Origin of the sequence: Luteibacter sp. 9135 (assembly GCF_000745005.1) — a bacterium.
Classification (GTDB): Bacteria; Pseudomonadota; Gammaproteobacteria; order Xanthomonadales; family Rhodanobacteraceae; genus Luteibacter.
Genome location: NZ_JQNB01000001.1, coordinates 3,445,336 through 3,470,775 on the forward strand (window position 1 = coordinate 3,445,336; position 25,440 = coordinate 3,470,775).

The following is a 25,440-nucleotide window of genomic DNA, read 5'->3' on the forward strand; positions in this document are numbered from 1 at the left end:
GCGTTTTTTGCCGGAGCCTGCCGTGACGTTCCCGTTCTCCCTGGTCATCTTCGATCTCGACGGCACCCTGGTCGACAGCGCCGCAGCCATTGCCGCCGCGGTCAATCGCACGCTCGAGGACTGGAAGCTGCCGCGCGTGGACGATGCACGCATCGTCGACTGGATCGGCGAGGGCTCGCGCCAGCTGATCACCTATGCGTTCCGCGACGCCGGCAGCGAGGCGGACATCGACGCCGTGATGCCGGGCTTTCTCGTGCATTACGCCGAAACCGCGCTCGACGGCGACGCCTATGACGGCGTGGTCGACACGCTGCGGGCACTGCACGACCAGGGCGTGACCCTCGCCGTGTGCACCAACAAGAACGAGGAGTTCGTGCGGCCGCTGCTCGATGCGCGCGGCATGCTGCCCTTCGTCGACGGCATCGCCGGAGGCAACACGCTGCCGCAGCGCAAGCCCAGCGGCGCGCCCCTGCTCCACCTTGCCCGGCAGACGGGGGTCGCCGTGACGGAGGTGCTCATGGTGGGGGATTCGGAAAGCGACGCGCTGGCCGCGCACGACGCGGGCGTGGCCCTGGTGATGGTGAGCTACGGCTACCGCAAATCGCTGGACCTGGCGACAACCGGCGCGCTGGCGGTCATCGATCGCATGCCCGACCTGCTGGACATACTCCGCGACTGACCACGTCAGGCCCCGTTATCCCGCCCGCCTGACAACGACCAGACGGGCGGCACAACGGGGCGGAAGCTTACGCGCCGCGGCTCGGTAGCACCCAGTCCGGGCGGATGAAATGACAGGTGTAGCCATTGGGAAACTTTTCCAGGTAATCCTGGTGCTCCGGCTCGGCTTCCCAGAAGTCGCCGGCAGGCGCCAGTTCCGTCACCGCGTTGCCCGGCCAGAGGCCGGACGCGTCGACATCGGCGATCGTGTCTTCCGCAATCGCCTTCTGCTCGTCGTCGAGGTAGAAGATGGCGGAGCGGTAGCTGAGGCCGCGGTCGTTACCCTGGCGATTGGGCGTGGTCGGGTCGTGGATCTGGAAGAAAAATTCCAGGATCTTGCGGTAACTGAGCACGGCGGGATCGAACTCGATCTCGATGGCCTCCGCGTGCGAACCGTGGTTCCGATAGGTGGCGTTGGGGACATCGCCGCCCGAATAACCCACGCGGGTGGCGATCACGCCCGGCTGCTTGCGGATCAGGTCCTGCATGCCCCAGAAGCAGCCGCCTGCCAGGATGGCGCGCGAGTTCATGCCTCACCCCCGTCACGGGCGGCAAACTGTGCCGCATAGTCCGCATATCCTTCCTTTTCCAGGTCGGCCGCGGGAATGAAGCGAAGCGAGGCGGAGTTGATGCAGTAACGCAGGCCGCCCTTGTCGCGCGGGCCGTCCGGGAATACATGACCGAGATGGCTGTCGGCATGGGTGGAACGCACTTCCGTACGGATCATGCCGTGGGTGATGTCGCGCTTCTCCGCCACGTGCTCGTCCTCGAGCGGGCGGGTGAAGCTGGGCCAGCCACAGCCGCTGTCGAATTTGTCCAGCGACGAAAACAAGGGCTCGCCGGAAACGATATCGACATAGATGCCGGGCGCATGGCTATCGTGGAACGCGTTCTGAAACGGGCGCTCCGTGCCGCTCTCCTGGGTGACGCGGAACTGCTCCGGCGTCAGCCGGGCAAGGGCTTCGGGGGTTTTTCGGTAGTCGGCCATGGGGCACTCCTCGAGGGGGATGGCGGCGTTCCACCGATAATGCGGGCAGCTTGCGTGGATGCAATGGCAACGCGCTGCCCGCTCCTGCCCGGCCCGTTCAGCCGGCGATGTCCTCGATCCAGCGGTGCCCGGCGCGACGGAGCAGCTCACGTGCCGCATCCGGGCCCCAGGTACCCGCCTCGTAGGTGTCGGGGCCCTGCGTGTCGGTCTCCCAGGCTTCGAGGATGGGCGTCACCCAGCGCCAGGCGGCCTCGGTCTCGTCCTTGCGCACGAACAGCGCCGGGCTGCCCTTCACCGCATCCAGCAGCAGGCCTTCGTAGGAATCCCGATAGACCACGCGCGAGGGATCGTTCAACGTCGACAGGGCATCGACCTCTTCCAGGGCGAAGCGGTCGCCCGGCTGCTTGACGAACAGCGGCAGGCGGATGCTCTCGTTGGGCTGGATACGGATGCGCACGCGGCTGCCCGGGCGGGCGTCGCCGAACAGCCCGGCCTCCGCGGCACGGAACTGGATGACGATTTCGGTGAGTTTCTCGGGCATGCGTTTGCCCGAGCGCAGGTAGAACGGCACGCCCTGCCAGCGGGCGTTGTCGATCTCCGCCTTGAGCGCGACGAAGGTCTCCGTCGTGCTGGTCGAGTCGTCGCCGAGTTCTTCCCGGTAGCCCGGCACCGGCTTGCCGTCCTGCTTGCCCTGCACGTACTGCCCGCGCACCACGCTCGTCGCGAGGTGGTCGCGGTCCAGCGGCTTGAGCGAGGTCAGCACGCGCACCTTCTCGTCACGCAGCGCATCGGCTTCCAGCGAGGCGGGGCGTTCCATGGCGACCACGGTCAACACCTGCAGCAGGTGGTTCTGGATCATGTCGCGCAGTGCGCCGGAGCCGTCGTAGTAACCGCCGCGCCCTTCCAGGCCCACCGTTTCCGCCGCGGTAATCTGCACATACTCGATGGACTCGCGATCCCACATGCGCTCGAGCATCGGGTTGGCAAAACGCAGCGCGATGATGTTCTGCACCGCCTCCTTGCCCAGGTAATGATCGATGCGGAAGATCGTGTTCTCGGGGAAGTGGCGGCCGACGCCCTCGTTGACCTTGCGCGCGGTCTCCAGGTCGGTGCCGATGGGTTTCTCCAGCACGATGCGCGAACTGGCGGTGCGCAGGCCCTTTTCGTCGACGTTGCGTGCGATGTCGCCGTAAAGGTCGGGCGCCGTGGCCAGGTAGAACACGCGTACGCGATCCTCGGCGGCATCCTTTTCCAGCAACGACTTCAGGCCGTCCCAGTTGCCGCCGGCTTCCGCGCCGTTGAGGCTGACGTAATGCACGCGCTCGAGGAAGCGACTAACCGTATCGTCGGCGTATTCGTCCTCGCGGATGAATTCCTTCAGGGCCTTCTGCGCGCGTTCGCGGTACGAGGCATCGTCCAGCGGCGAACGCGCCGTGCCCACGATCCGCGCGTCGTCGGGGATCTGGCCCTCGGCGAAACGCCGGTACAACGCAGGCAGCAGCTTGCGCATCGTCAGGTCGCCCGTGGCGCCGAAGATCACGTAGTCGAACGAATCGACGGGTTCGAGCGGGGTCGAAGTAGTCATGGTGCGTATTCCCGGAAGTGTCCCGATCATCAATGCGGCATTGCATCATGGATTCAAGGCCAGCGCACCCCGTTACTGTTGCGCGCCACGCACAAATGTTTTGACCGGCAACCTATGACACACGCGCACCCGTCACCCCCATGCAAGGGGACAGCGGCGGCCATACCGGCGGTCGATCACGGGAAAACAACCATGAGCAAGCTGAAAGACAAGGTCGCGCTGGTCACCGGCGCGTCCAAGGGCATCGGTGCGGCCATTGCACGCACGCTGGCCGCCGAAGGTGCCTCCGTGGTGGTCAATTACGCCTCGAGCAAGGCCGGTGCCGATACGGTGGTCGCGGCGATCGAAGCCGCGGGCGGCAAGGCGTTCGCCGTGGGCGGCGACGTGTCGAAGCAGGCGGATGCGGAAGGCATGGTGGCCGCGGCCATCGCGCAGTTCGGCCGCCTGGATATCCTGGTCAACAACGCAGGCGTCTACCAGATGGCCCCGATCGAGGAGACGACCGAGGCCCTGTATCGCCGCATCTTCGACATCAACGTGCTGGGTACCCTCCTGGTCACCCAGGCGGCATCCCCCCATCTCGGCCAGGGCGCCAGCATCATCAATATCGGGTCCACGGTGACGCGGATCACGCCGCCGGGCAGCGCCGTGTATTCGGGCACCAAGGGCGCGGTGGACGCGATCACCGGCGTGCTGTCGCGAGAACTGGGTGCCCGCGGCATCCGGGTCAACGCGGTCAACCCGGGCATGGTCATCACGGAGGGCGTGCATACGGCGGGTTTCGCCGGTGGCGACTTCGAACAGTGGGCGGTCGGCCTGACCCCACTGGGTCGCGTGGGCCAGCCGGACGATATCGCGCCGGTGGTCGCGTTCCTCGCGTCGGACGAGGCCAAGTGGCTCACGGGCGAGCTGATCATCGCCTCGGGCGGCATGCGCTAAAAACGTCCGGGAAGCCCATGGGCGGAACGACGCCGGCGCCCCTATCGAGGGCGCCGGCGCCAGCGTTATCCGTCAGAGCTTGAAGCCGCCCACCACCGACTCCAGCGTGCGGGTCTGGTCTTCCAGGGCCTTGGCCGCGGCCGCGGCTTCCTCGACCAGGGCCGCGTTCTGCTGGGTCATGTCGTCCAGCTGCGTGACCACGCCGCTGACCTGCTCGATACCCTGGCTCTGCTCGTTGCTGGCGGCCATGATCTCTTCCATGAAGGTGGCCACATGCGCCACGTTGCCGGTCAGGTCGCCGATGCGCTGGCCCGCCACGCGGACCAGCGACGAGCCCCGTTCCACATCTTCCACGGAATCCGCGATCAGCGTCTTGATGTCCCGGGCCGCCTTTGCCGAACTCTGGGCCAGGCTGCGCACCTCACCGGCCACCACCGCGAAACCGCGTCCCTGCTCACCGGCACGCGCCGCTTCCACCGCCGCGTTCAGCGCCAGCAGGTTGGTCTGGAAGGCGATGCCGTCGATGACCCCGACGATATCGGCGATGCGGGCGGACGACCGGGTGATGGCATCCATGGTCACGACCACTTCGTCCACCGTGTCACCGCCGCTGCGTGCCGCCGCCGCCGCATCACGGGCCAGCGTGTTGGCCTGACGGGCATTGTCCGCGTTCTGCCGGACCGTGGCGGTCAGCTCTTCCATCGACGCAGCGGTTTCTTCCAGGGAGCTGGCCTGCTCCTCCGTGCGCTGGGAAAGATCGAGGTTGCCGCTGGCGATCTGCGTGGCCGCCGAGGAAATGGCCGCGGAGCTGTCGCGCACCTGCCGCATCATGCCCTGCAGGCGAGCGATGAAGCCGTTGAAGCTGTCCACCACGCCGTTGTATTCGGTGCCCTTGCCATAGCTGAGCCGGCGGGTGAGATCCGCTTCGCCGGAATTGAGCTCGTCGATGTTGGTCTTCAAGGTGGCCAGCTGGTTCATCAGCGCGCGGATGCCCAGCACCAGCGCGATGAGCAGCAGCGCGGCGAGCGGTACCTGCACCGCGGCCAGCTTGGTCAGCACACGGGTGCTGTTCTCGGTGAGCAGATGGGTCGGCAGGCTGGTGGCGAGCACCCAGGGCGTCCCGGCGATCGGCTTGAGGAACAACGTATGCGATTCGCCGTCGACGTCGTAGTCCCGCTCGACCTGGCCCCCCTTGGCCACGCCCGGGAGGGCGTCCCTCACCTGGGCGATCATGGCCGAACTGCCGGCCAGGTCGGCGATCTTCTTCAGGACGATGTCGTCCTTGATGTAGGTGCTGTTGCTGACCACGGTGCCGTTCGGCTCCACGATCAGGATCTGGCCATGCACCTTCTTTTCCATGTCCGCCACGAGGCGGTTGAAGAAGCCCAGCGTGACGTCCACGGTGGAGACGCCGAAGATCTCGTCCCCCTTGTAGATGGCCATGGCGCAGTTGGTCCGCGGCTGTGCGCTCGCGTCGTCCTTGTAGGCGTCGGCCCAGAGGCAATGGCCACGCGGGGCGCTCAGGCCGTTCTTGTACCAGCTCTGTTCCCAGTACTTCAGGGCGTCGGGCTGGTTCCAGTGCGTGTTGACCATCAGCTTGCCGCTGGCATCGCGGGCAAAGAAGGTGCTGTCGCGCTCCTTCGTGGCCTCGCGCTTGAACGGCAGCGGCCAGATGCCGCCACCGAACACGTCGACATCGCCGTACTGGTCCACCAGGCCGGGCTGCAGCCGGTCGATGGACGGGCTGTCCATGAGCGCCACGGTCTGGGTGATGCTGCGCTGTTGCGCCTCCACCTGGTGCAGCTTGTTGGTGATGACCGTGCCGATCTCGTCGACGTTGCGCCCGACCAGTTCGGCTTCACCGGCGCGCAGGTCCGGGCTGACGAAGAGGCGGATCACCACCAGGGTGAGCCCCACCAATACGAGGAAGTACGCAGCTACCGCCACCGTGTAGCGGGCCTGGGTCGATTTGAAAAGAGTCACGCGGGGCGCCCGGAATGAAGGAGACACTTCCTTGACGGCGTATTCGGCACAATCTTTAGGCGCCCGCGGCGTTTTTTGATCAGCCGAGCGCCTTGTCTACCATGGCCTGCGCTTCGGCCAGCACCTGGGCCAGATGGTCGGCACCGCGAAAGCTCTCGCCGTAGACCTTGTAGATATCCTCGGTGCCCGACGGGCGCGCTGCGAACCAGGCTTCGGCCGAGCTGACCTTGATCCCTCCGATGGGCTGGCCACCGGCCTGATTGACCACCGCGACGATCGGATCGCCCGCCAGGGTCTTCGAATCGACCCGATCCGGGGAAAGCTTCGACAGGGTGGCCTTTTGCGCGTGCGAGGCGGGAGCGTCGATGCGCGCGTTGGCCGGGTCGCCCAGCTCGGCGGTGATCCCGCGATAGATCTCGCCAGGGTCGCGCCCGAGTCGGGCGGTCATCTCGCCGGCCAGCAGCGCCGCGACGATGCCGTCCTTGTCGGTCGACCAGACCGATCCGTCCCTTGACAAGAAGGAGGCGCCCGCACTTTCCTCGCAGCCGAAGCCGAGGCTGCCGTCGTAAAGGCCGGAGACGAAATACTTGAAGCCCACCGGAACCTCGCGCAGCGGCCGCCCCAGGCTGGCGGCGACGCGATCGAGCAGGCCGGTGCTGACAGCGGTCTTGCCGACCGCGGCATCGGGGCGCCAACCGGGCCGGTTCTGGAACAGGTACCACGCCGCCGCCGCGAGGTAATGGTTGGCGGGCAGCAAGCCGGTGCTGGGCGCCACGACACCGTGGCGATCGTGATCCGTGTCACAGGCGAAGGCGACCTGGAACGTGTCCTTCAGCCCGATCAGGCGCTGCATGGCATAGGACGACGACGGGTCCATGCGCACGCGACCGTCCCAGTCCAGCGACATGAAGGAGAACGTGGTATCGACGGTTTCGCTGACCACGGTGAGGTCGAGCGTGTAGCGCTCAGCGATCGCACGCCAATAGTGGACACCGGCGCCGCCGAGGGGATCGACGCCCATGCGGACGCCCCTGGCACGAATGATGTCCAGATCCAGCACGTCGCCGAGATCGCTCACGTAACGATCGAGGAAGTCGTACTCGGTCGTGGTGGAGGCCTTGATCGCCTGCGCGAACGGCTGCCGCTTCACCTCGCGCAGCCCGTCCTCGATCAGCGCGTTGGCGCGCTGGGCGATCCATGATGTGGCGTCGGTATCGGCGGGGCCGCCGTGCGGCGGGTTGTACTTGATGCCGCCGCTCTCGGGCGGATTGTGCGACGGCGTGATGACGATACCGTCGGCCAGGCCGCTGTCACGCCCGCGATTGAAGACGAGGATGGCATGCGAGACCGCCGGCGTGGGCGTGAATTCGCCGCCACGGGACACGTAGGTCGCTATCCCATTCGCGGCCAGCACTTCTACCGTGCTTTCGAACGCGGGAGCGGACAGCGCGTGGGTGTCGATGCCCACGAACAGCGGACCGTCGATGCCTTCCTTGCGGCGATACTCGCAGATCGCCTGGACCACGGACTGTACGTGCCATGCATTGAACGAGCGGACCAGCGATGAACCGCGGTGGCCGGACGTCCCGAACACCACGCGCTGCTCGGGCACCGACGGATCGGGCTGCAGGTCGTGATAGGCGGCCAGCAGGGCGGCGACATCCACCGGGGTGGCTTCCGTGGCGGGTTTGCCCGCCAGCGGGCTGATCTTGGCACTCACCGATACGTCTCCTTGGGTGGCGCCGTCGGGGCACCGGACCGTCACATTGTAGGCACGGCGCCTGAACGCCGATGTCAAACCGGCGTGCACTTTTGAGATTTTTTCTATGTCCCGCCCGTGCGGCTGCGACTATGTTGACCGGCCGCCTGTACGCCGGCCGGCGGAAGTCGCAGCCTTTCGATGTATTCGAATATCTCCGCATCGGTTTCCAGCCGCAATTTGCGCATGGCGTTGGTCTTCTGTTGGCTTATGGTGGACAAGCCGCGTCCCGTGGCCCGGGCTATGTCGGTCACGCTGTTGCCCGCGGCGAACAGGCGCAGGATTTCCAGCTCCCGCGGCGAAAGGTCCGCCAGCGTCCCCGTGCCGATGGGCTCGCCCTGCGGTGTGAAAATCATTTCGCGAACGGAGGCTCCCAGGTAGACATGGTTCGACAGGATCTGCGCCAGTGCCTCGGGAATCTCCCGCGTATCCCCCGACTTGCCGATCAGTCCGCGCACGCCTGCCTCGAGGATCTCGCGATAAAGGGCGGGATTGGCCAGGGTGGTGATCACCATGACCGGCAGGTCGGGATAGAGCCGGCGGATTTCCGCCAGCAGGGCCAGCCCGTCGCGGCCCGGTTCGGGCATGCTGAAGTCGGTGATAAGCGCGTCACAGGGTTCCCTGGCCAGCACGGCGAGCAGTTCGTCCGGCGACTGTGCCTCGCCGACCACGTCGGCCAGGCCGTCCTTCGTCAACGCCAGGCTGATGCCCTTGAGCACGACGGGATGATCGTCCGCCAGGATGACACGGTGAACCATGAGTAATCCTTTCTCGATAACCAGTCCAGGCCGCCATGCGCCCTTCCAGGACGCCATCGGCGGGGCGCAGAGTTGAGCACATCGCGCCCATCGCTGCCACTGCGACGACGCCTGCGCGCACAGTTGCTGGCGGGGTACGACCGCATCGCGCTCGCGTGCGCGAGCATCAGAGAATGCCGTGACCTGCCGGCGCTGCTGACTCGTATCGGCCAGCACTACGCCCGCATCGCGCGACGCCACGGCAGCGAGCTGGAGATCGAGGTGGACCCGGCGCTGGCGCACGATCTGGTCGGCCCCTACGCCATGCTGGGCCGCGTGCTGTGCCTCCTGCTGGACAGGGCGTTCGCCGTGCCCGGCAGCGTGCGGGTCGCTTTGCAGGTGGACGTGGTGGGCGATGATCCGGACGGCCAGATGGTCCATATCACCGTCGCGGACACCGGCAACGCGCTCGACGAACACTGCCCGTGCCTGGCGAAGGCCGATGCCATGGTGGCCGCACTGGACGGCGTCCTGCATATCGAGTGTGCGGCCGACCGTGGCACCCGCATCATCGTGGAGATCACCCTCACCCTGCCCCGCGTGCCCCCGCGCATCGATATCGAGACACTCCGCACCACCCTGGGCGGCACGTCAGCGCTGCGCGAGGTGATCGCGGCGCTGGATCGTTCGCTCAGCCGCGACCTGATCCAGCTGTACCTCCTGCTCGCGCAACCCGGCACGGCCGACCTGCAGGCCTGGCTGCACCGCGTGTCCGGCGCGCTGGGCATGGCCGAGGCGACGGACCTCGCCCGCATGGGGCTGCACCTGGAGCGCCGCCTGGCCGAGGAGCGCAGCCCCACCCTCGACGCGGCCATCCGGCGCTTCGGCGAGGACGCCGCCTGCGTGCTCGAGGTGCTTCGCAACCACACCTGACCGATCCGCTATAGTTCGCGCATCGTGAGCACCCTGCCCGCCATCGCCTCCGCCGACGATCCGCTGCGCGCCTTCGTCGATGCCCACCCCCGTCTGTTCGTGTTGACCGGCGCGGGTATCAGCACGGACTCCGGCATCCCCGATTACCGCGACGGCCAAGGCGCGTGGAAACGCCGTCCCCCGATGACCCTGCAGATGTTCATGAGCGGGTCGCCGGCGCGGGCGCGCTACTGGGCCCGCGGCATGATCGGCTGGCGTCATTTCGCCGCCGTCAGCCCGAATGCGGCCCATCGTGCGCTTGCACGGATGGAACAGGATGGCCGCATCGCGCTGCTGCTGACCCAGAACGTCGACGGCCTGCACGAGGCGGCAGGCAGCGTCGAGGTGGTGGACCTGCACGGGCGCCTGGACCGCGTGCGCTGCATGCAGTGCGGCGACATCACCGGACGCGACGCCATGCAGAACCGGCTGATGAGCGCGAACCCCGCATGGCTGGCGCTGCAGGCCACGATCGCACCCGACGGCGACGCGGACCTGGACGAGGTAGACTTCTCCTCCTTCGTCATTCCGGCATGCACGCTCTGCGGCGGCATCCTGAAGCCGGATGTCGTCTTCTTCGGCGAGAACGTGCCGCGTGCCCGCGTGGACACCGCCTGGGAACGCCTCGGCCAGGCGGACGCCATGCTGGTGGTCGGCTCGTCGCTGATGGTCTACTCCGGCTACCGGTTCGTGCTGGAAGCCTCGCGGCGTGGCCTGCCCATCGCCTCGCTCAATATCGGCGTCACGCGTGCCGATGCCCTGTTCGACCTGAAGATCGAGCGTTCGGTGACCGAGGTGCTGGCACCCTATGCCTAACGGCACTCACGAAACCTAGCGGCGCGCGCGGAAGAACGCGCGCAGCATCGCGCTTGCCGTCTCCGCTTCCAGGCCGCCGACCACGGTCACGCGATGGTTGTGCAATGGGGAAACCAGGGTGTCGAAAACGCTTCCCGCCGCACCTGTCTTGGGATCGGTCGCGGCGTACACCACACGTCCGACGCGCGCATGGATCATGGCCATGGCGCACATGGTGCAGGGCTCGAGGGTGACGTAGAGCGTGGAGCCGGGAAACCGGTAATTGCTCACCGCCTGCCCGGCCGCACGCAAAGCCTGGATCTCCGCATGCGCGGTGGGATCGTTCAGGGTGATATTGCGATTCCAACCTTCGCCGATGACGACATCGTCCGACACAAGCACCGCGCCGACCGGGACCTCGCCCTCGGCGTCGCGGGCGTGTGCGGCCAACACCAGCGCACGCTCCATCCAGCGGCGGTCGGCTTCCGAGAACGTGTCATGGCTGGCGACGTAGGGCGTGGACAAGGCAGGGGCATTCCCGGGACAAGGGGCGGATTCTACGTCGTTTAGGCGGGTCGGACGATGCGCCTACGCAGCCGGCTACGACCCGGCTGGCTGAGGCTTACGCCGGAAGCACGTCGCGGCATGATCGTCCACGATGCCTACCGCCTGCATCCAGGCGTAGGTGATGGTGGGGCCGACGAACTTGAAGCCGCGCTTCTTGAGATCCTTGGAAATCGTCACCGACAACGGGGTCTGCGTCGGCACGCTACGCCCGTCGCCCCGGATCACCGTGCCGTCGGTGAACGACCAGCAATACGCATCGAAGGTTTCGCCACGGGCGCGCATGTCCTCGTAGATCCGCGCGCCGTTGATGGTGGCTTCGATCTTTGCCCGCGAGCGGATGATGCCGGCATCGTCGAGCAGGCGGACGATGTCCGCCTCGCCGAATCGCGCCACCTTGGCCGGATCGAAGCCTTTGAACGCCTTACGGAAGTTTTCCCGCTTGCGCAGAATGGTGATCCAGGACAATCCCGCCTGGAAACCCTCCAGCATCAACTGCTCCCAGAGCATGCGCGAGTCGTGCAGCGGCACCCCCCACTCCGTGTCGTGGTACGCGGCGTAGAGCGGGTCGCTGCCGGCCCAGGCGCAACGTGTGGGTTCCTCATTCACCGGTAGCTGCCGTCCTCGTCGCGGATCCACGCCGCCTGCGGCCCGATGCCTCCGGACGAACCGAACAGGTTCCGGAGCCGCGACGGTTGCGACCGCAGGTACTGCTTCGGCGGACGGACGGTAGCGCCCAGGTCCGCGGCGGCATGCCAGGGCCAGCGCGGGTCGTAGAGGATCGTGCGGGCCAGCGCGATCATGTCCGCATCGCCGGTGGCGACGATGGCTTCGGCCTGCTCAGGGCTGGTGATCAGACCCACTGCCACCACCGGGAGGCCAACCGCCTGCTTGATGCCGCGGGCGAACGGCACCTGGTAGTTCGGTCCTGCCGGAATGGTCTGGCGCTCGTCGAGGCCACCCGTCGACACGTGGATGGCATCGCAACCCCGGGCCTCGAGCGCCTTGGCAAAGGCGATCGTCTGTTCCAGGTCCCAGCCGCCCTCCACCCAATCGGTAGCGGATACCCGCATCGTCACCGGACGATCGGCGGGAAACACCGCACGCACGGCGTCGAAAATCTCCAGCGGGAAGCGCATGCGATTTTCGAGCGAGCCGCCGTAGTCGTCGGTGCGCTGGTTGGACAAGGGTGACAGGAACTGGTGCAGCAGGTAACCGTGCGCGCCATGGAGTTGTACGAAGGCGAGGCCAAGCCTGGCAGCCCGCTCGGCCGCGGCGGCGAAGGCATCACGGACACGGGCCAGGCCGGCCTTGTCGAGCGCCACGGGCGCATGATCGCCTGCATGGAAGGGCACGGCCGACGCGCCCACCGTCTGCCAGCCGTGTTCGTGATCGGGGGCTAGCTGGTGACCGCCAGCCCACGGCGTCTCCGTGGAGGCCTTGCGTCCGGCGTGGCCCAGCTGGATGCCGATCGGCATGTCCGACCAGTGTCGGATGCTTTCCAGCACACCGCCCATGGCGTGTTCCGTAGCGTCGTCGTAGAGGCCCACGTCGCCCCAGGTGATGCGGCCTCCCGGTTCCACCGCGGTCGCCTCGATCGTGAGCAGCCCCGCGCCGGACAGGGCCAGTTGGCCGAGGTGGATACGGTGCCAGTCGTTCATGCGGCCATCGTTGTCGGCCGAGTACTGGCACATGGGTGCGATGACGATGCGGTTGGCCAGTTCGAGGTCACGCACGCGTAAAGGCTTGAAGAGCGCCGGTTGGGCCATGGAACATACTCCGGGGAAGGCGAGAAGAACTCCGAGATGGTGACGGATTCCCTTACACGCAAGCCGGACTTATCCGGCAGCTTTATCAGCCCGGCGCAGTATCGGTGGACGCCAGCCGCGCATGCTCCTTGGCGATGTTGACCTCCATCGCCGCCAGCGCCGTCTCCATGACCGTCGGATCGACGGTATAACCCTTGCGATCGGCCAGCCATGCGAGCACGTCGGACAGATGCCATAACGCACTTGACCCGTCGTGTAGCGGGGCCGGAAAGCGACCGGCATGCGTAAGCATCAGTTTGCGCATGTTCTGCCGGGAGACACCGGCGACTTCCGCGATATCCGTAAGACCGACGACATCGGGCGAGGCCTCGATCAATACCGCTGCGGGCACCACCTGTCGCACGTCCTCGAGTGCCGACCGCATGGCGTCGACCGCCGAGACGGCTTCCCGGCTGAACGCCAGGGCCAGGCGCCCCGGCAGGCCGATGCCGAGGATGGCATCGTCGCAGCCCGCTTCGCCCAACCGCTCGACAAGTGCGTCCATGTCGGTTTCATCGGTGGGCAGGCTGTACTTGAGGGTGAATACGTATTCCATGGAACCTCCTTGGTTCAACGGCTTCGACCGCCCGGCTTGCGAATCGCATTGCAGTGATCCACCACGTGGCGTAGCGCCCGTGCGTGACTTGCCGGATTTTTGGGCGTACTCCAGATGCTGGTGATGCAGAACTCACCACAGCGGCAATCCCGATCGTTGTAGGGGCAATACAACTTTCCCCAGGCATGGCTGCCGCCGGTGCTGACCCGCCAGCCGGAACGCTCCGCGTGGCGTAGTGCGTCTTCTATGTCTTTCTTCGGATGGCTTCGTCGGGACATCCTTGACTCCAAGCTTCGTCTTAAAACCAATGGTTGTCAATAGACAACCAAGTATCCATCTACGTCCGCAGGTGGTGTTTTAAGAGTTAACAGAAGGCCAAAGAGAAAGCGGCGGCAGGTGTGGTAAGCAGGCAACGCGACAAAAGCAGGCGTCGCCCTCGCGCCTGCGCATAGGCCCGATGAACAGGGCCTTCGAGCGTTATCGGTGGTCCCGCTCCGACGATGCCGGGCTCAACGCGTGCTGTGCGTAATGGGTCGGCGGCAGACCGACATACCGCGTAAACGCCACACTGAAGGCGCTGGCCGAGCGGTAACCGACACGCTCGGCGATGGTCACCATGCCGAGGTCGCCCGAGCGCAGCATCTCCTTCGCCAGTGCCATGCGCCACGATGTGAGGTACGCCATGGGAGCCATGCCGATCCGTTCGCTGAAGCGTTCGAAAAACATCGAACGTGACAGTGCCGCGATGGCGGCAAGACGGTGCACCGTCCATGACTCGCCAGGACTTTGATGCATCCGGCGCAACGCGAGCGCGAGCCGTGGATCGGCAAGTCCCCGGACCAATCCCGGCGAGGCCGCTGTTCCGGCGGAACGTAGCGCCTCGATGAACAGGAGTTCGAGCAGATGCGCCAGGACGACCTCACGCGCGGGCCGATCAGCTCGCGATTCGTCGCGCAGAAGCCCCACCAGCGCGGCCAGCCGATGCTCGCCGCTCACGCGCACCACATCGGGAAGCAACGAGACCAGAAGACGGGCATCCGACGACCGGAACGTACACTGGCCGATCAGGTACTCGACCTCAGACGGCGCGTCGACCGTGCCGAGACGATATACGCCGTCGGACCCGACGACAGGCAAGGTATCTGCCTCCCCCGCAGCCGGTGGAATCAGGCTCGATATCGTGAAATCGAACAGCTGCGGAATCAGCAGGAAATCACCCGCGACCAAGGTCATCGGTGGCTTGCCGTTCGTCTGCACACGGTTCGAGCCCCCGAGGATCACGCAATAGAACGCTTGCCCCGCTTCATGCCGGCGAACACGCCACTGCCCCGCCCCGCTGATTGCCTTGGAGAAGATCGGCCTGGGCTGCAGAAGGGTAACCATGTCGGCGAGCGGGTCATTCACCGGACTTTCTCTAACGAATAATGGACTAATTATTATAGTAAGTCCGGTGAACGCTCCGTAGTGTGGTGCTCCTGCTCACCCACCCAGGACATCCCATGAAAACGATCCTCGTCACCGGCTGTTCGTCGGGCTTCGGCCGCGAGATCGCACGCTACTTCCTCGAGCGAGACTGGAAGGTCGTCGCCACCATGCGTAAGCCGCAGGAAAAGCTGCTGCCCGCCTCCGACCGCCTGCGGATCATTGAACTGGATGTCACCGATGCCGCCAGCATCGATCGCGTAGTCGCCGCGGCCGGTCCGGTGGACGTGCCGGTCAACAACGCCGGCATCGGCATGCTCAATGCGCTTGAAGGCACCGCCATGGATAGTGCGCGCGAGGTATTCGAAACCAACACGCTCGGCACCATCGCCATGACCCGCGCCCTGGTACCGCAGATGCGCGAGCGCCGCGACGGCGTGATCGTCAACGTCACCTCCACCGTGACGCTCCGCCCGCTGCACCTGCTCTCGGTCTACACGGCAAGCAAGGCGGCCGTGAACGCCTTTTCCGATTCGCTCGCGCTGGAGTTGGCGCCGTTCGACATCCGCGTACGTGTGGTGTTGCCCGGCCGCGCACCGGATACCCGTTTCGGCGAGAACGCAAAGCCGCGGATGGCGGCTGGCTTCCCCGAAGCCTATGCCGGGATCGCGAAGGATGTTTTCGCGCAATGGAAGCAGGAGTCGACGATCACGCGGCCGATGCAGGTGGCCGAAGCGGTGTGGCTGGCCGCGACCGATCCGGGCAGTCCGGCACATATGCCTGCGGGCGACGATGCGGTGGCGTTGGCGGCAGCAGGTTGAACCCGTACCTGTCCCACACGTTTCGCCTCAGGCTTCCGGATCGAGCAAACCGCGACGGGCGACAACGAGGCCGACAAACGGCAGCACGATCTCCATAGGGAAGCGAAAGAGCCCCGCTTCCTCGGATTCGACCATGCGTCCCCGCGGCAGGAAGCTTGCGGCCATGGGAACGCCGAACAGCGACCATCGGCGCGGCACGAAGTGCAGTCCGACGGCCTCGACGACCATGGCCATGGCGAAGGACGCCACACCGAAACGCTCCACCAGCAACATCCAGATGGAATTCGCCTTTGACCTAGGTGGCGCGCCGGCCGCCCATCTGGCTCAGCACAGGCAACGGCGCCAGGGGCAGCACATCATAGGCCCGAGCCAGCCAGGCGGCCCCGATGGGATCTGAAGGCAAATCAGTCATGAGGCTTCCCATCGAGCGAGGTGCATTAGATGCGCAAAAACAGTTCTACGGCCCTTCTCCTGTCAAATAGCGATTAGGGATGAATAAAACTAGATAGATTGATCGAATTTTGCACAAGACCGATTAGCCAGCAACTGACCTCCATCACTCCCACTCAATCGTCGCCGGCGGCTTCCCCGAAATGTCATAAACCACACGAGAAATACCGCGCAACTCATTGATAATCCTAGTCGAGCACTTGTCGAGGAAATCATAAGGAAGGTGCGCCCAATGCGCCGTCATGAAGTCGATCGTCTCCACGGCCCTCAGCGCAATCACCCACTCGTAAGCCCGCCCATCGCCGACCACGCCCACCGAGCGCACCGGCAGGAACACCGCGAACGCCTGGCTCACCCGGTCGTAAAGCCCATGGCTGCGCAACTCCTCGATGAAGATCGCATCCGCCCGCTGCAGCAGGTCGACGTATTCCGCCTTCACCTCGCCCAGCACGCGCACCCCCAGGCCCGGGCCCGGGAACGGGTGGCGGTAGACCATGTCACGCGGCAGGCCCAGTTCGACGCCGATGCGGCGCACCTCGTCCTTGAACAGCTCACGCAGCGGCTCGACCAGCTTGAGCTTCATGTGTTCCGGCAGGCCGCCGACGTTGTGGTGGCTCTTGATGACGTGAGCCTTGCCCGTCTTGCTGCCGGCCGACTCGATGACATCCGGGTAGATCGTGCCCTGGGCGAGCCACTTCACGCCGTCGATCTTCGCCGACTCCTCGTCGAAGATCTCGATGAACAGACGACCGATCACCTTGCGCTTGGCTTCCGGGTCTTCCACGCCGGCCAGGGCGTCGAAGTAGCGCTGCTTCGCATCCACGCGGATGACGTTGACGCCCATGTGCTCGGCCATGGTCGACATCACCTGGTCGCCTTCCTGGAAGCGCAACAGGCCGGTATCGACGAACACGCAGGTCAGCTGGTCGCCGATCGCCTTTTCCAGCAGCGCAGCCACCACGGAGGAATCGACGCCACCGCTGAGCCCCAGCAGCACGCGGTCAGTGCCGACCTGTTCGCGCACGCGGGCCACGGCGTTCTCGATGATATGGGCGGCGTCCCACAGCGTGGCCGAGCCGCACAGGTCGACGACGAAGCGGCGCAGCAGCTCCATGCCACGCTTGGTGTGGGTCACTTCCGGGTGGAACTGCACGCCATAGAAACGGCGGGCGTCGTCGGCCATGGCGGCCAGCGGCAGGCTGGGGGTGGAGGCGACCACGGTGAAGCCGTCCGGGATCGCTGTGACGCGGTCGCCGTGGGACATCCATACGCCCAGCGATTCGCCGTCCTCCACCACCGTCTCGAACAGGCCGCACTGGCCGAAGGTGATCGTGGCGGGACCGAACTCACGGTGATGACCGGCCTCCACCTTGCCGCCGAGCTGCTCGGCCATGGTCTGCATGCCGTAGCAGATGCCCAGCACGGGCACGCCGAGGTCGAACACCTGCTGCGGCGCACGCGGGGACTGGTCATCGGTCACCGACTCCGGGCCGCCAGAGAGGATCACGCCCTTCGGGTTGAACCCGGCGATCTCATCGGGCGCGTGGTCCCAGCCCCAGACCTCGCAGTACACGCCGATCTCGCGGATACGGCGGGCGATCAGCTGCGTGTACTGCGAACCGAAATCGAGGATGAGGATCTTGTCGCTGTGGATATCGGTCATCGGTGACTGCCTGCCGTAGGGAATGGGGAACGCCCCGCGCAGTGCGCGTTGGGCTGAAAAAGCAGAACACCCGCTTGCGGCGGGCGTCCTGGGTCACCGGGGCTGCACGCGCGGGCGCGTCAGTCCCGGCGGTAGTTCGGTGCTTCCTTCGTGATCTGGATATCGTGCGGATGCGCTTCGAGCACGCCCGCGCCGGTGACCTTCACGAACTGGGCCTTCTCATGGATCTCTTCGATCGACGCCGCGCCCATGTAGCCCATGGAGGCGCGCAGGCCGCCCATCATCTGGTGGATGATGTTGCGCAGCGGGCCACGGTAAGGCACGCGGCCTTCGATGCCTTCCGGCACCAGCTTGTCGGCGTCCGCCTCGTCCTGGAAGTAGCGATCTTTCGAGCCCAGCTGCATCGCGCCGATGGAGCCCATGCCACGATAGCTCTTGTACGAGCGGCCCTGGAACAGCTCGACCTCGCCCGGGGCTTCCTCGGTACCGGCGAACATGGAACCGAGCATCACAGAGGACGCACCGGCGGCCAGCGCCTTCGGAATGTCACCGGAATAGCGGATGCCGCCATCGGCAATGAGCGGGATCTCGCCCTTCAGCGCCGTGGCGACCATGTCGATCGAGGTGATCTGCGGCACGCCGATGCCGGTGACGATACGCGTGGTACAGATCGAGCCCGGGCCCACGCCCACCTTGACCGCGTCCACGCCGGCGTCCAGCAGTGCGCGTGCCGCCTCGCCCGTGACGATGTTGCCGGCGATGACCTGCACCTGCGGGTAGCGCTTCTTGACCCAGCCGGCACGGTCGATCACGGCCTGCGAATGCCCGTGCGCGGTGTCGACCACCACCACGTCCACGCCGGCTTCAACCAGCAGCTCGATGCGGCGCTCGGTGTCGCCGCCGACGCCCACCGCGGCCCCTACCACCAGGCGCTCGTGCGAATCCTTGGCGGCGTTCGGGTTGTCGCGGGCTTTCTGGATGTCCTTGACGGTGATCAGGCCACGCAGCTGGAAGCCGTCGTTGACCACCAGGACCTTCTCGATGCGGTTGCGGTGCAGCAGTTCGAGCACTTCGTCGTGCGAGGCGCCTTCCTTTACCGTGACCAGGCGATCCTCGCGGGTCATGATGTTGCGCACCGGGTCGTCGTGCTTGCGCTCGAAACGCAGGTCGCGGCTGGTGACGATGCCGACCAGCTTCTCGCCGTCCACCACCGGTACGCCGGAAATGTTGTGCGCCCGCGTGAGCGCCATGACCTCGCCGATGGAGGTGTCGGGGCGCACGGTGATCGGGCTGCGGATGACGCCGGCCTCGAACTTCTTGACCAGTCGCACTTCGGCGGCCTGGAGTTCGGCGGACATGTTCTTGTGGATGATGCCGATGCCGCCGTTCTGGGCCATGGTGATGGCGAGGCGGGCTTCGGTCACGGTGTCCATGGCGGCGGACACGATGGGGATGTTCAGGCGCAGGCCGCGCGTGAACCGCGTTGAGGTGTCCACATCGCGCGGCATGACCGTGGAGTGGCCAGGAACCAGGAACACGTCATCGTAAGTGAGTGCCTCGGCAAGGATGCGCATAGCATTATTCCCGCGAGTAAATCGCGGCATTATACCCCGCAATGCAGCACTCGGATAGGCGCGCGACGCGACTACGCGGCGCCGTGCACGCCGCCGTGCTCGCGAGCGAGCAAGGCATCCAGCGCGTCGGCCGCCTCGAGCGTGTTTTCCATCAGCGTGGCCACCGTCATCGGGCCGACACCACCGGGCACCGGGGTGATCCACGAGGCCCGTTCCGCCGCCGGCGCGAACTCGACGTCGCCGACCAGACGGCCGTCTTCCAGCCGGTTGATGCCCACGTCCACCACCACCGCACCCGGCTTGATCCACTCCCCGCGCACCAACCCCGGCTTACCGGCCGCGACCACGAGGATGTCCGCCTGACCGACGAACGAAGCTAGATTCTGCGTGAATTTATGGCAGCAAGTCACTGTACTTCCTGCAATAAGAAGCTCCAGCGCAAGCGGCCGACCGACATGATTGGAGACGCCAACGATCACCGCGTGCTGGCCGCGCACCGGCCGATCCGTGTGTCCGAGCAAGGTCATCACGCCCTTGGGCGTGCACGGGCGCAGGCCGAACCGACGCAGGGCCAGCCGACCGACGTTCACCGCCTGGAAACCGTCCACGTCCTTGCCGGGATCGATCCGGTCGACCAGCGCATCCTCGTCGATGTGGGCCGGCAACGGGGACTGCACCAGGATGCCGTGCACGGCCGGATCGGCGTTGAGACGGTCGATCAGCGCAAAGAGTTCGTCCTGCGACGTGCTGGCCGCGAGGTCGTAGCCGAACGACTGGAAACCGACCTGCTGGCAGGCCTTGCGCTTGTTGCGGACATACACCGCCGAGGCCGGGTCCTCACCCACCAGCACCACGGCAAGGCCGGGCGCACGGCGACCCTCGGCCACCCGCTTGGCCACGCGGCGACCGATGTGCTCGAGAAGTTCCTGGGCGATGCGCTTGCCGTCGAGAATACGTGCGGTCATGGGGTGTCGCCCTGCGGAAACCGCGCATTATCCCCTGAACCCCGTGTGCGGAGAAGAGTCGGCTCTTGCATACTTTCCGCCATGCACATCGCACCGATCCCCTACCCGCACGACGTGAGCGATGGCCACGTCGTCCTACGCCCGCATCGCATGAGCGATGCCCCCGCACTTGCCGAGGCCGTTCGCGAATCGGTGGCTACCGTCGGCCGCTGGCAGGACTGGTGCCATGCCGGGTACAGCGAGGCCGATGCGACGACATGGATCGATACCTGCCGTCGGCACTGGCTCACCGGCGAGGGCAACGAGTTCCTGGTCTTCGACGCCACCACCGATACGCTGCTCGGCGGTATGGGGGTCAACCACCTCAACCACGAGCACCGGTTTGCCAACCTCGGTTACTGGGTGCGGGAATCCGCCCAGGGCAAGGGCATCGCCACCCGTGCCGGACGACTCGCCGCGCGCTTCGCGCTCGAGACGGTGCAGGTGTCACGACTGGAAATCGTGGCCGCCCACGACAACCTGGCCAGCCGGCGTACGGCTGAACGCATAGGAGGTTCTTTCGAAGGAATGCTTCGCAACCGACTGGTATTGAAAGGAATGCCGGTTGACGCGGCAATGTATTCGATCGTCGCCGATCAGCCGGCCGACGCACACATCCGCTCGATATCCACATAGCCATCGAACCGGGCTGCCGGCCCACAGCCCGGACAGTGCGGATCGCGATGTAGCGCAAGCTCGCGAAAGCGCATGCCCAGTGCGTCGTAGGTCAGCAGGCGCCCGACCAGCGGCTGGCCGATACCCAGCACCAGCTTCATCACCTCCGTGGCTTGCACCAGTCCGACCAGCCCGGGCAATACGCCGAGCACACCGGCCTCACTGCAGTTGGGGGCGTCCGCCGCCGACGGCGGTTCCGGAAACAGGCAGCGATAGCATGGTGAATCCTCTCGCCGCGGGTCGAACACGCTGGCCTGGCCGGTGAACCGTTCAATGGCGGCGTAAACCAGGGGCACGCCGAGGCGTCGCGTGGCGGCGGCCAGCAGGTAGCGCGTCGGGAAGTTGTCGGCCCCATCGATCACCACGTCGTGGCCGTCGAGCAGGGCCTCGACATTGTCCGCGCGCAGCCGGTCGACGACGACGCGCACATCGACCCGGGGATTCAGGGCCAGCAAGGCCATGCGGGCGGAGTCGGCCTTGCTTACGCCGACACGGGCGTCCGCGTGGACCACCTGGCGATGCAGGTTGGATCGCTCGACCCGGTCGTCGTCGATCAGGGTGAGGCGGCCGACGCCCGCGGCGGCCAGGTAAAGCAATACCGGCGAACCCAGGCCACCGGCACCGATCACCGCTATCCTGGCGGCGCCGAGGCGCGCCTGGCCGGCCTCGCCGATCTGGGGCAACAGCACCTGCCGCGCATAGCGCTCCGCGGCATCCGCATCCAGTGTGGTGGCACTCACCGGCAGGCCAGCGGTTTTCCAGGCGGCCATGCCACCCACGACGGACGCCACCCGCGTATAACCCATGCGTTGCAGCGCCTCGGCAGCCAGCAACGAGCGCTGGCCACTACCGCAAAGCAACAGGATCTCTCGCTGGCGATCGGGCGCCACCTGCTCGATACGCAGCTCGAGGAAACCGCGGGACAGCCCCAGTGCGCCTTCCGGCAGGCCGGAGGCGCGCTCGCTGTCCTCACGTACGTCGACCAACAGCGCACCGGCGAGCTGCCGCGCGCGTGCATCGGTCACGGGAATCTCGGGCACGCGCTGGCGCAGCGCGGCCAACCACTCGTCCCTGCCCATATCGTCGGTCATGCGAGGCACCTCGACGACGGCGACGCTTACTTCTCGCGTCGCTTCGCGTTGCGGATCATCTCCCGACGGCGGCGCTGCTGGCCTTCCGTCAGGACGTTCTTCTTGCCAGCGTAAGGGTTTTCGCCGTCACGGAAGTCGATACGAATGGGCGTGCCTTCCAGGCGATAGCGCTTGCGGAAGAAGCCTTCCAGGTAGCGACGATATGCCGGCGCGATGTGCTTGGTACGGCTGCCGTGGATGACAATTGTCGGTGGGTTGAACCCGCCCGGATGCGCATAACGCAGCTTCGGCGCATGACCGCGCACCAGCGGCGGCTGATAGGCCTCGTAGGCCTGCTCCAGCGTTCGCGTCAGCTCGCTCGAAGTAAGCACCTTGGTCGCCGCGTGATGGGCACGAACCACGGCCTTCATCAACTCGCGCAGGCCGGAACCATGCAGCGCGGAAATGAACACCGTCTTGGCCCAATCGGCGAAGACCAACCGGCGCTCGAGCGCCTTCTGCGTCTGCTCCCGGGCGTAGCTGTCCATGCCGTCCCACTTGTTCACCGCGATGATCAGCGCCCGGCCCTCCTCGATGGCATGGCCGATGAGGGTGAGGTCCTGGTCCGCCAGATTCTCGCGGGCATCGATCAGGACGACCGTAACCTGAGAGGCAGCAATAGACTGCAATGTCTTGATAACGCTGAATTTCTCGACCGCTTCTTCGACCCGTGCACGGCGACGCACACCGGCGGTGTCGATCAGGGTGTACTTCTTGCCGTCACGCTCCAGCGGCACCCGGATCGGATCGCGGGTGGTGCCGGCCACATCGGAGACGATCAGGCGATCTTCCCCGAGCAGGCGATTGATCAGCGTGGACTTGCCGGCATTGGGACGGCCCACGATGGCGACGCGGATACCTTGATCGTCCAGGCCGGGATCGTTGTCGCGCTCGTCCGGCAGGTAGCCGATGGATTTTTCCACCAGTACGTCCACGCCGCGGTTGTGCGCCGCCGACATCGGCAGCGTTTCCGCGATACCGAACGAGGCGAACTCACCCATGGCGACGGCTTCGTCCACGCCGTCGGTCTTGTTGACCACGACGATGACCGTCTTGCCGCTGCGACGAAGCTCGGAAAGGATGCCCGCATCGAGCGGGAGCACGCCGTCGCGCGCATCGACCACGAACACCAGCAGGTGCGCTTCGCCGATGGCGAGACGGACCTGCGTGGCGGTGAGGCCTTCAATGCCCTCGTCACTGCCGGACATACCGCCGGTATCGACGACGACGAAGGGCCGGGGACCGAGACGGCAGACACCGTAGTGTCTGTCACGGGTGACGCCGGGCATATCGGCGACGAGGGCGTCCCTGCTACGCGTCAGCGCATTGAAGAGGGTCGACTTACCGACATTGGGGCGGCCGACCAGAGCGACGACGGGCAACATGGGAGATACATCTATCCTGTGAATCAGTTCGTGGCGATGCGGTAGGCGCCGATGTGGCCCTCGACATCTTCGACGAACACGGTGTCACCCACCACGACGGGCTGGGCACGAATGGCTTTCTTGGACAGGCGCTCGCGGGCGACGATCTTGCCGTCGGCCGCGGCCATCCAGTGGATGTGGCCGTCGAGGTCGCCGACCACGACGTAGTTGCCCTGCACGGCGGGGCCGGTCAGCCAACGGTATTTCAGGTCGGCCTGCTTCCAGATGTTGGCGCCGCTGCTCTTGTCGAAGGCGAACACCTGCGACTGGTCGTCCACGCCGTAGACCGCATTGTCCTTCACGTCCAGGGAGGTGAACGTGGAAAACCCGTGGTTCCACAGCGGGCGACCGCTGGGGCCGTCGATGGCGGTGAGGTTGCCGTGGTAGGCGGCGCCGTAGATCGTGGTGCCGTCGAGCACGAGCGCACCGTCGGCATCGTTGAGGCGATCGATCTCGGTACGGCCTTCACCGCTGGACAGGGTCTGTTCCCAGAGCTTTTCGCCGTTGTCCAGGCGGATCGCGACCAGCTTGCCGGCATCGCTGCCGAGGAACACCACGCCGTTGGCGACGAGCAGGCGGCCGTTGCCGCGCAGGCTGAGGAGCGGCACCTGGGACTGGTCGTACACCCAGCGGCGCTCGCCGTTGGCGGCGTCGATACCGTAGACACGGCCGTCGTTGCAGCGGACCACCACGATGTCACCGGCGACGACCGGCGCGGCGATGACTTCCGAGGAGAGCTCCGCCGACCAGCGACGCGCGCCGTCCTTGGTGCTCATGCCATAGAGGTGGCCATCGAGCGTGCCGATGGCGAGCAGGTCGCCGGCAGCGCCGGGGCCGCCGGAGAAGCGGGCGTCCTCGCGCTTGGCGTCGCCCCAGCCGAACCAGCCGTGCTGGCGGGTGCTCTTGGACCAGAGGGTCTTGCCCGTCGCGGCATCGAATGCCGCGATCTTGCCATCGGTGCTGGCGGCGTAGACCACGTTGTCGACGACGGCCGGACGCATACGCACGCCGGATTCCGCCGCGCCATCACCGATGCCGGACTTCCAGAGGCGCTGGACCTTCAGGGTCGGCTCGAACTTCTTGTCGAGCGGGGTCGGCGGTTCGACGTTTTCCTTCTTGAACGAATGGCAGCCGGCCAGAACGACCAGCGACGAAGTCAACGCGATTGCCCAGAAACGTTTCATGCACCCTGCTTCCCGGCCACTGCCAGATCATCGAGCTTGGTTTGAACGACACCGCGTTGCGGTGCACTGTCGCCCATCGCGGCGATCGCCGCCTCATAGGCCTTGCGTGCGTCGTCGTGGCGTCCAAGCTTGACCAGCGCATCGCCGCGGAGTTCCTGCGCGATCGCCACAAAGGACTTGCCCTGCATCGCGTCGAGCGAGCTGATGGCGTCCTGCGGCTTGCCCTGGGCAAACTTGAGTTGCGCGACACGAAGCTGCGCGAGTGTTTTCAACGCGTCGTCCTTGGCGTGGGCCACGGCCCAGTCGAGGTCGCCGGACGCCTTGTCCAGTTGGCCGGCCATGACGTTGCGCTGCGCACGCTCGCCAGCCGCGAACACCGACCAGGCGGTGTCCGAGTAATCCTTCAGCAGGGTCTCGGTGCGCAGATCGATCTCGTTGGCGCGATTCTGCGCCACGGCGGCCTGCAGCGCGGCGTATTCGCCCGCGGCGGCCTGTTCGTGGCCGGCGCGATGCGATTTCCACTGCTGCCAGCCGAAGATCAGCACCAGGCCGAGCGCGATGCCGACGGCGATCGACACGCCATTCCTGCGCAGCCATTGCTGGACGCGTTCACCCTGTTCGTAATCGTCGTATACGTCGAATGACATGCAATCACCCACTGCGCTCCGCGCAGCACATCCTGGAGGGAAC

25 protein-coding genes are annotated in these 25,440 nt (G+C 66.0%); 6 read left to right on the forward strand and 19 right to left on the reverse strand.

Annotated elements, in window-relative coordinates:
- Positions 1-22: 22 nt before the first annotated feature.
- The gene (locus tag FA89_RS14490; protein WP_036141518.1) at positions 23-679 is read left to right on the forward strand and encodes an HAD-IA family hydrolase; all 657 of its coding nucleotides are present in this window, start codon (positions 23-25) and stop codon (positions 677-679) included.
- 67 nt (positions 680-746) lie between these two features.
- Here FA89_RS14490 and msrA read toward each other — a convergent pair whose 3' ends face one another.
- The 3 genes from msrA to zwf form a co-directional block, all read right to left on the reverse strand.
- Positions 747-1,247 carry a peptide-methionine (S)-S-oxide reductase MsrA gene (gene msrA / locus FA89_RS14495; RefSeq protein WP_036141521.1) on the reverse strand — a complete coding sequence of 167 codons (501 nt, stop codon included), beginning with the start codon at positions 1,245-1,247 and terminating at the stop codon, positions 747-749.
- Positions 1,244-1,705, reverse strand: a complete 462-nt coding sequence (gene msrB / locus FA89_RS14500) for a peptide-methionine (R)-S-oxide reductase MsrB (protein ID WP_036141524.1) — start codon at positions 1,703-1,705, stop codon at positions 1,244-1,246. The genes msrA and msrB overlap by 4 nt, the downstream gene beginning before the upstream one ends.
- 97 nt (positions 1,706-1,802) lie before the next feature.
- On the reverse strand, positions 1,803-3,290 hold the full coding sequence (gene zwf, locus FA89_RS14505) for a glucose-6-phosphate dehydrogenase (protein ID WP_036141527.1): 1,488 nt from the start codon (positions 3,288-3,290) through the stop codon (positions 1,803-1,805).
- A 192-nt stretch (positions 3,291-3,482) separates the two neighbouring features.
- Between zwf and FA89_RS14510 the strand changes: the two genes are divergently transcribed.
- Positions 3,483-4,229, forward strand: coding sequence for a glucose 1-dehydrogenase (locus tag FA89_RS14510; RefSeq protein ID WP_036141529.1), 747 nt, complete (start codon positions 3,483-3,485; stop codon positions 4,227-4,229).
- A gap of 72 nt (positions 4,230-4,301) precedes the next feature.
- Here FA89_RS14510 and FA89_RS20840 read toward each other — a convergent pair whose 3' ends face one another.
- The 3 genes from FA89_RS20840 to FA89_RS14525 all read right to left on the reverse strand — a co-directional run bounded on the left by FA89_RS20840 (position 4,302) and on the right by FA89_RS14525 (position 8,729).
- Complete coding sequence (locus tag FA89_RS20840) at positions 4,302-6,212, reverse strand: methyl-accepting chemotaxis protein (protein ID WP_036141533.1); 1,911 nt, start codon at positions 6,210-6,212, stop codon at positions 4,302-4,304.
- A 79-nt stretch (positions 6,213-6,291) separates the two neighbouring features.
- On the reverse strand, positions 6,292-7,932 hold the full coding sequence (gene pgm / locus FA89_RS14520; protein WP_036141535.1) for a phosphoglucomutase (alpha-D-glucose-1,6-bisphosphate-dependent): 1,641 nt from the start codon (positions 7,930-7,932) through the stop codon (positions 6,292-6,294).
- A 104-nt stretch (positions 7,933-8,036) separates the two neighbouring features.
- Positions 8,037-8,729 (reverse strand): response regulator transcription factor, encoded by a 693-nt coding sequence (locus FA89_RS14525; RefSeq protein ID WP_051938817.1) that lies wholly within the window; start codon positions 8,727-8,729, stop codon positions 8,037-8,039.
- A gap of 72 nt (positions 8,730-8,801) precedes the next feature.
- Here FA89_RS14525 and FA89_RS14530 point away from each other — a divergent pair, with 72 nt between their 5' ends.
- Both FA89_RS14530 and FA89_RS14535 read left to right on the forward strand, forming a co-directional pair.
- Positions 8,802-9,641 carry a hypothetical protein gene (locus tag FA89_RS14530; RefSeq protein ID WP_036141536.1) on the forward strand — a complete coding sequence of 280 codons (840 nt, stop codon included), beginning with the start codon at positions 8,802-8,804 and terminating at the stop codon, positions 9,639-9,641.
- Between the two features lie 33 nt (positions 9,642-9,674).
- Positions 9,675-10,496, forward strand: a complete 822-nt coding sequence (locus FA89_RS14535) for an NAD-dependent protein deacetylase (RefSeq protein WP_036144467.1) — start codon at positions 9,675-9,677, stop codon at positions 10,494-10,496.
- Positions 10,497-10,511: 15 nt separating this feature from the next.
- On the opposite strand, the gene tadA is transcribed toward FA89_RS14535, so the two are convergent.
- The 5 genes from tadA to FA89_RS14560 form a co-directional block, all read right to left on the reverse strand.
- Entirely contained in the window at positions 10,512-11,000 is a 489-nt protein-coding gene (gene tadA, locus FA89_RS14540) for a tRNA adenosine(34) deaminase TadA (protein WP_036141538.1), read from the reverse strand.
- Positions 11,001-11,075: 75 nt separating this feature from the next.
- Entirely contained in the window at positions 11,076-11,648 is a 573-nt protein-coding gene (locus FA89_RS14545; protein ID WP_036141539.1) for a DNA-3-methyladenine glycosylase I, read from the reverse strand.
- A complete protein-coding gene (locus FA89_RS14550; RefSeq protein WP_051938818.1) occupies positions 11,645-12,808 on the reverse strand; it encodes an NADH:flavin oxidoreductase/NADH oxidase in 1,164 nt (387 codons plus the stop codon). Before FA89_RS14550 ends, FA89_RS14545 begins: the two co-directional genes overlap by 4 nt.
- A gap of 85 nt (positions 12,809-12,893) precedes the next feature.
- Positions 12,894-13,403, reverse strand: coding sequence for a helix-turn-helix transcriptional regulator (locus tag FA89_RS14555; RefSeq protein WP_036141541.1), 510 nt, complete (start codon positions 13,401-13,403; stop codon positions 12,894-12,896).
- A 477-nt stretch (positions 13,404-13,880) separates the two neighbouring features.
- Positions 13,881-14,807 carry an AraC family transcriptional regulator gene (locus tag FA89_RS14560; protein WP_036141543.1) on the reverse strand — a complete coding sequence of 309 codons (927 nt, stop codon included), beginning with the start codon at positions 14,805-14,807 and terminating at the stop codon, positions 13,881-13,883.
- 95 nt (positions 14,808-14,902) lie between these two features.
- Between FA89_RS14560 and FA89_RS14565 the strand changes: the two genes are divergently transcribed.
- On the forward strand, positions 14,903-15,646 hold the full coding sequence (locus tag FA89_RS14565) for an SDR family oxidoreductase (RefSeq protein ID WP_036141545.1): 744 nt from the start codon (positions 14,903-14,905) through the stop codon (positions 15,644-15,646).
- Positions 15,647-15,673: 27 nt separating this feature from the next.
- Here the strand turns inward: FA89_RS14565 and FA89_RS14570 are convergent, their stop codons facing one another.
- The 4 genes from FA89_RS14570 to folD form a co-directional block, all read right to left on the reverse strand.
- On the reverse strand, positions 15,674-15,919 hold the full coding sequence (locus tag FA89_RS14570; RefSeq protein ID WP_036141547.1) for a DUF4166 domain-containing protein: 246 nt from the start codon (positions 15,917-15,919) through the stop codon (positions 15,674-15,676).
- Between the two features lie 283 nt (positions 15,920-16,202).
- Positions 16,203-17,759, reverse strand: coding sequence for a glutamine-hydrolyzing GMP synthase (gene guaA / locus FA89_RS14575; protein ID WP_036141549.1), 1,557 nt, complete (start codon positions 17,757-17,759; stop codon positions 16,203-16,205).
- Positions 17,760-17,878: 119 nt separating this feature from the next.
- Positions 17,879-19,333 (reverse strand): IMP dehydrogenase, encoded by a 1,455-nt coding sequence (gene guaB, locus FA89_RS14580; protein WP_036141552.1) that lies wholly within the window; start codon positions 19,331-19,333, stop codon positions 17,879-17,881.
- A 71-nt stretch (positions 19,334-19,404) separates the two neighbouring features.
- A complete protein-coding gene (folD, locus tag FA89_RS14585; protein ID WP_036141554.1) occupies positions 19,405-20,298 on the reverse strand; it encodes a bifunctional methylenetetrahydrofolate dehydrogenase/methenyltetrahydrofolate cyclohydrolase FolD in 894 nt (297 codons plus the stop codon).
- An 81-nt stretch (positions 20,299-20,379) separates the two neighbouring features.
- Here folD and FA89_RS14590 point away from each other — a divergent pair, with 81 nt between their 5' ends.
- Positions 20,380-20,973: a GNAT family N-acetyltransferase gene (locus FA89_RS14590; protein ID WP_051938819.1), complete on the forward strand. Its 594-nt coding sequence runs from the start codon at positions 20,380-20,382 to the stop codon at positions 20,971-20,973.
- Here FA89_RS14590 and moeB read toward each other — a convergent pair.
- From moeB to FA89_RS14610, 4 genes are read right to left on the reverse strand one after another with little or no spacing between them, the layout of a single operon-like run.
- The gene (gene moeB, locus FA89_RS14595; protein ID WP_036141557.1) at positions 20,934-22,103 is read right to left on the reverse strand and encodes a molybdopterin-synthase adenylyltransferase MoeB; all 1,170 of its coding nucleotides are present in this window, start codon (positions 22,101-22,103) and stop codon (positions 20,934-20,936) included. The genes FA89_RS14590 and moeB overlap by 40 nt on opposite strands.
- A 26-nt stretch (positions 22,104-22,129) precedes the next feature.
- Positions 22,130-23,527: a ribosome biogenesis GTPase Der gene (der, locus tag FA89_RS14600; protein WP_036141562.1), complete on the reverse strand. Its 1,398-nt coding sequence runs from the start codon at positions 23,525-23,527 to the stop codon at positions 22,130-22,132.
- Positions 23,528-23,550: 23 nt separating this feature from the next.
- The gene (gene bamB, locus FA89_RS14605) at positions 23,551-24,750 is read right to left on the reverse strand and encodes an outer membrane protein assembly factor BamB (RefSeq protein WP_036141565.1); all 1,200 of its coding nucleotides are present in this window, start codon (positions 24,748-24,750) and stop codon (positions 23,551-23,553) included.
- Complete coding sequence (locus FA89_RS14610; protein ID WP_036141569.1) at positions 24,747-25,397, reverse strand: YfgM family protein; 651 nt, start codon at positions 25,395-25,397, stop codon at positions 24,747-24,749. Before FA89_RS14610 ends, bamB begins: the two co-directional genes overlap by 4 nt.
- Positions 25,398-25,440: the final 43 nt, after the last annotated feature.

Excerpts from the sequence above, each read along its gene's own strand:
- guaA (WP_036141549.1), bottom strand. The coding sequence starts at position 17,759 with ATGACCGATATCCACAGCGACAAGATCCTCATCCTCGATTTCGGTTCG.
- guaB (WP_036141552.1), bottom strand. The coding sequence starts at position 19,333 with ATGCGCATCCTTGCCGAGGCACTCACTTACGATGACGTGTTCCTGGTT.
- msrB (WP_036141524.1), bottom strand. The coding sequence starts at position 1,705 with ATGGCCGACTACCGAAAAACCCCCGAAGCCCTTGCCCGGCTGACGCCG.
- FA89_RS14555 (WP_036141541.1), bottom strand. The coding sequence starts at position 13,403 with ATGGAATACGTATTCACCCTCAAGTACAGCCTGCCCACCGATGAAACC.
- der (WP_036141562.1), bottom strand. The coding sequence starts at position 23,527 with ATGTTGCCCGTCGTCGCTCTGGTCGGCCGCCCCAATGTCGGTAAGTCG.
- FA89_RS14510 (WP_036141529.1), top strand. The coding sequence starts at position 3,483 with ATGAGCAAGCTGAAAGACAAGGTCGCGCTGGTCACCGGCGCGTCCAAG.
- zwf (WP_036141527.1), bottom strand. The coding sequence starts at position 3,290 with ATGACTACTTCGACCCCGCTCGAACCCGTCGATTCGTTCGACTACGTG.
- FA89_RS14525 (WP_051938817.1), bottom strand. The coding sequence starts at position 8,729 with ATGGTTCACCGTGTCATCCTGGCGGACGATCATCCCGTCGTGCTCAAG.
- bamB (WP_036141565.1), bottom strand. The coding sequence starts at position 24,750 with ATGAAACGTTTCTGGGCAATCGCGTTGACTTCGTCGCTGGTCGTTCTG.
- folD (WP_036141554.1), bottom strand. The coding sequence starts at position 20,298 with ATGACCGCACGTATTCTCGACGGCAAGCGCATCGCCCAGGAACTTCTC.
- FA89_RS14550 (WP_051938818.1), bottom strand. The coding sequence starts at position 12,808 with ATGGCCCAACCGGCGCTCTTCAAGCCTTTACGCGTGCGTGACCTCGAA.
- FA89_RS14570 (WP_036141547.1), bottom strand. The coding sequence starts at position 15,919 with ATGTTGCTGGTGGAGCGTTTCGGTGTGGCGTCCTTCGCCATGGCCATG.
- FA89_RS14590 (WP_051938819.1), top strand. The coding sequence starts at position 20,380 with ATGCACATCGCACCGATCCCCTACCCGCACGACGTGAGCGATGGCCAC.
- msrA (WP_036141521.1), bottom strand. The coding sequence starts at position 1,247 with ATGAACTCGCGCGCCATCCTGGCAGGCGGCTGCTTCTGGGGCATGCAG.
- FA89_RS14565 (WP_036141545.1), top strand. The coding sequence starts at position 14,903 with ATGAAAACGATCCTCGTCACCGGCTGTTCGTCGGGCTTCGGCCGCGAG.
- FA89_RS14610 (WP_036141569.1), bottom strand. The coding sequence starts at position 25,397 with ATGTCATTCGACGTATACGACGATTACGAACAGGGTGAACGCGTCCAG.
- moeB (WP_036141557.1), bottom strand. The coding sequence starts at position 22,103 with ATGACCGACGATATGGGCAGGGACGAGTGGTTGGCCGCGCTGCGCCAG.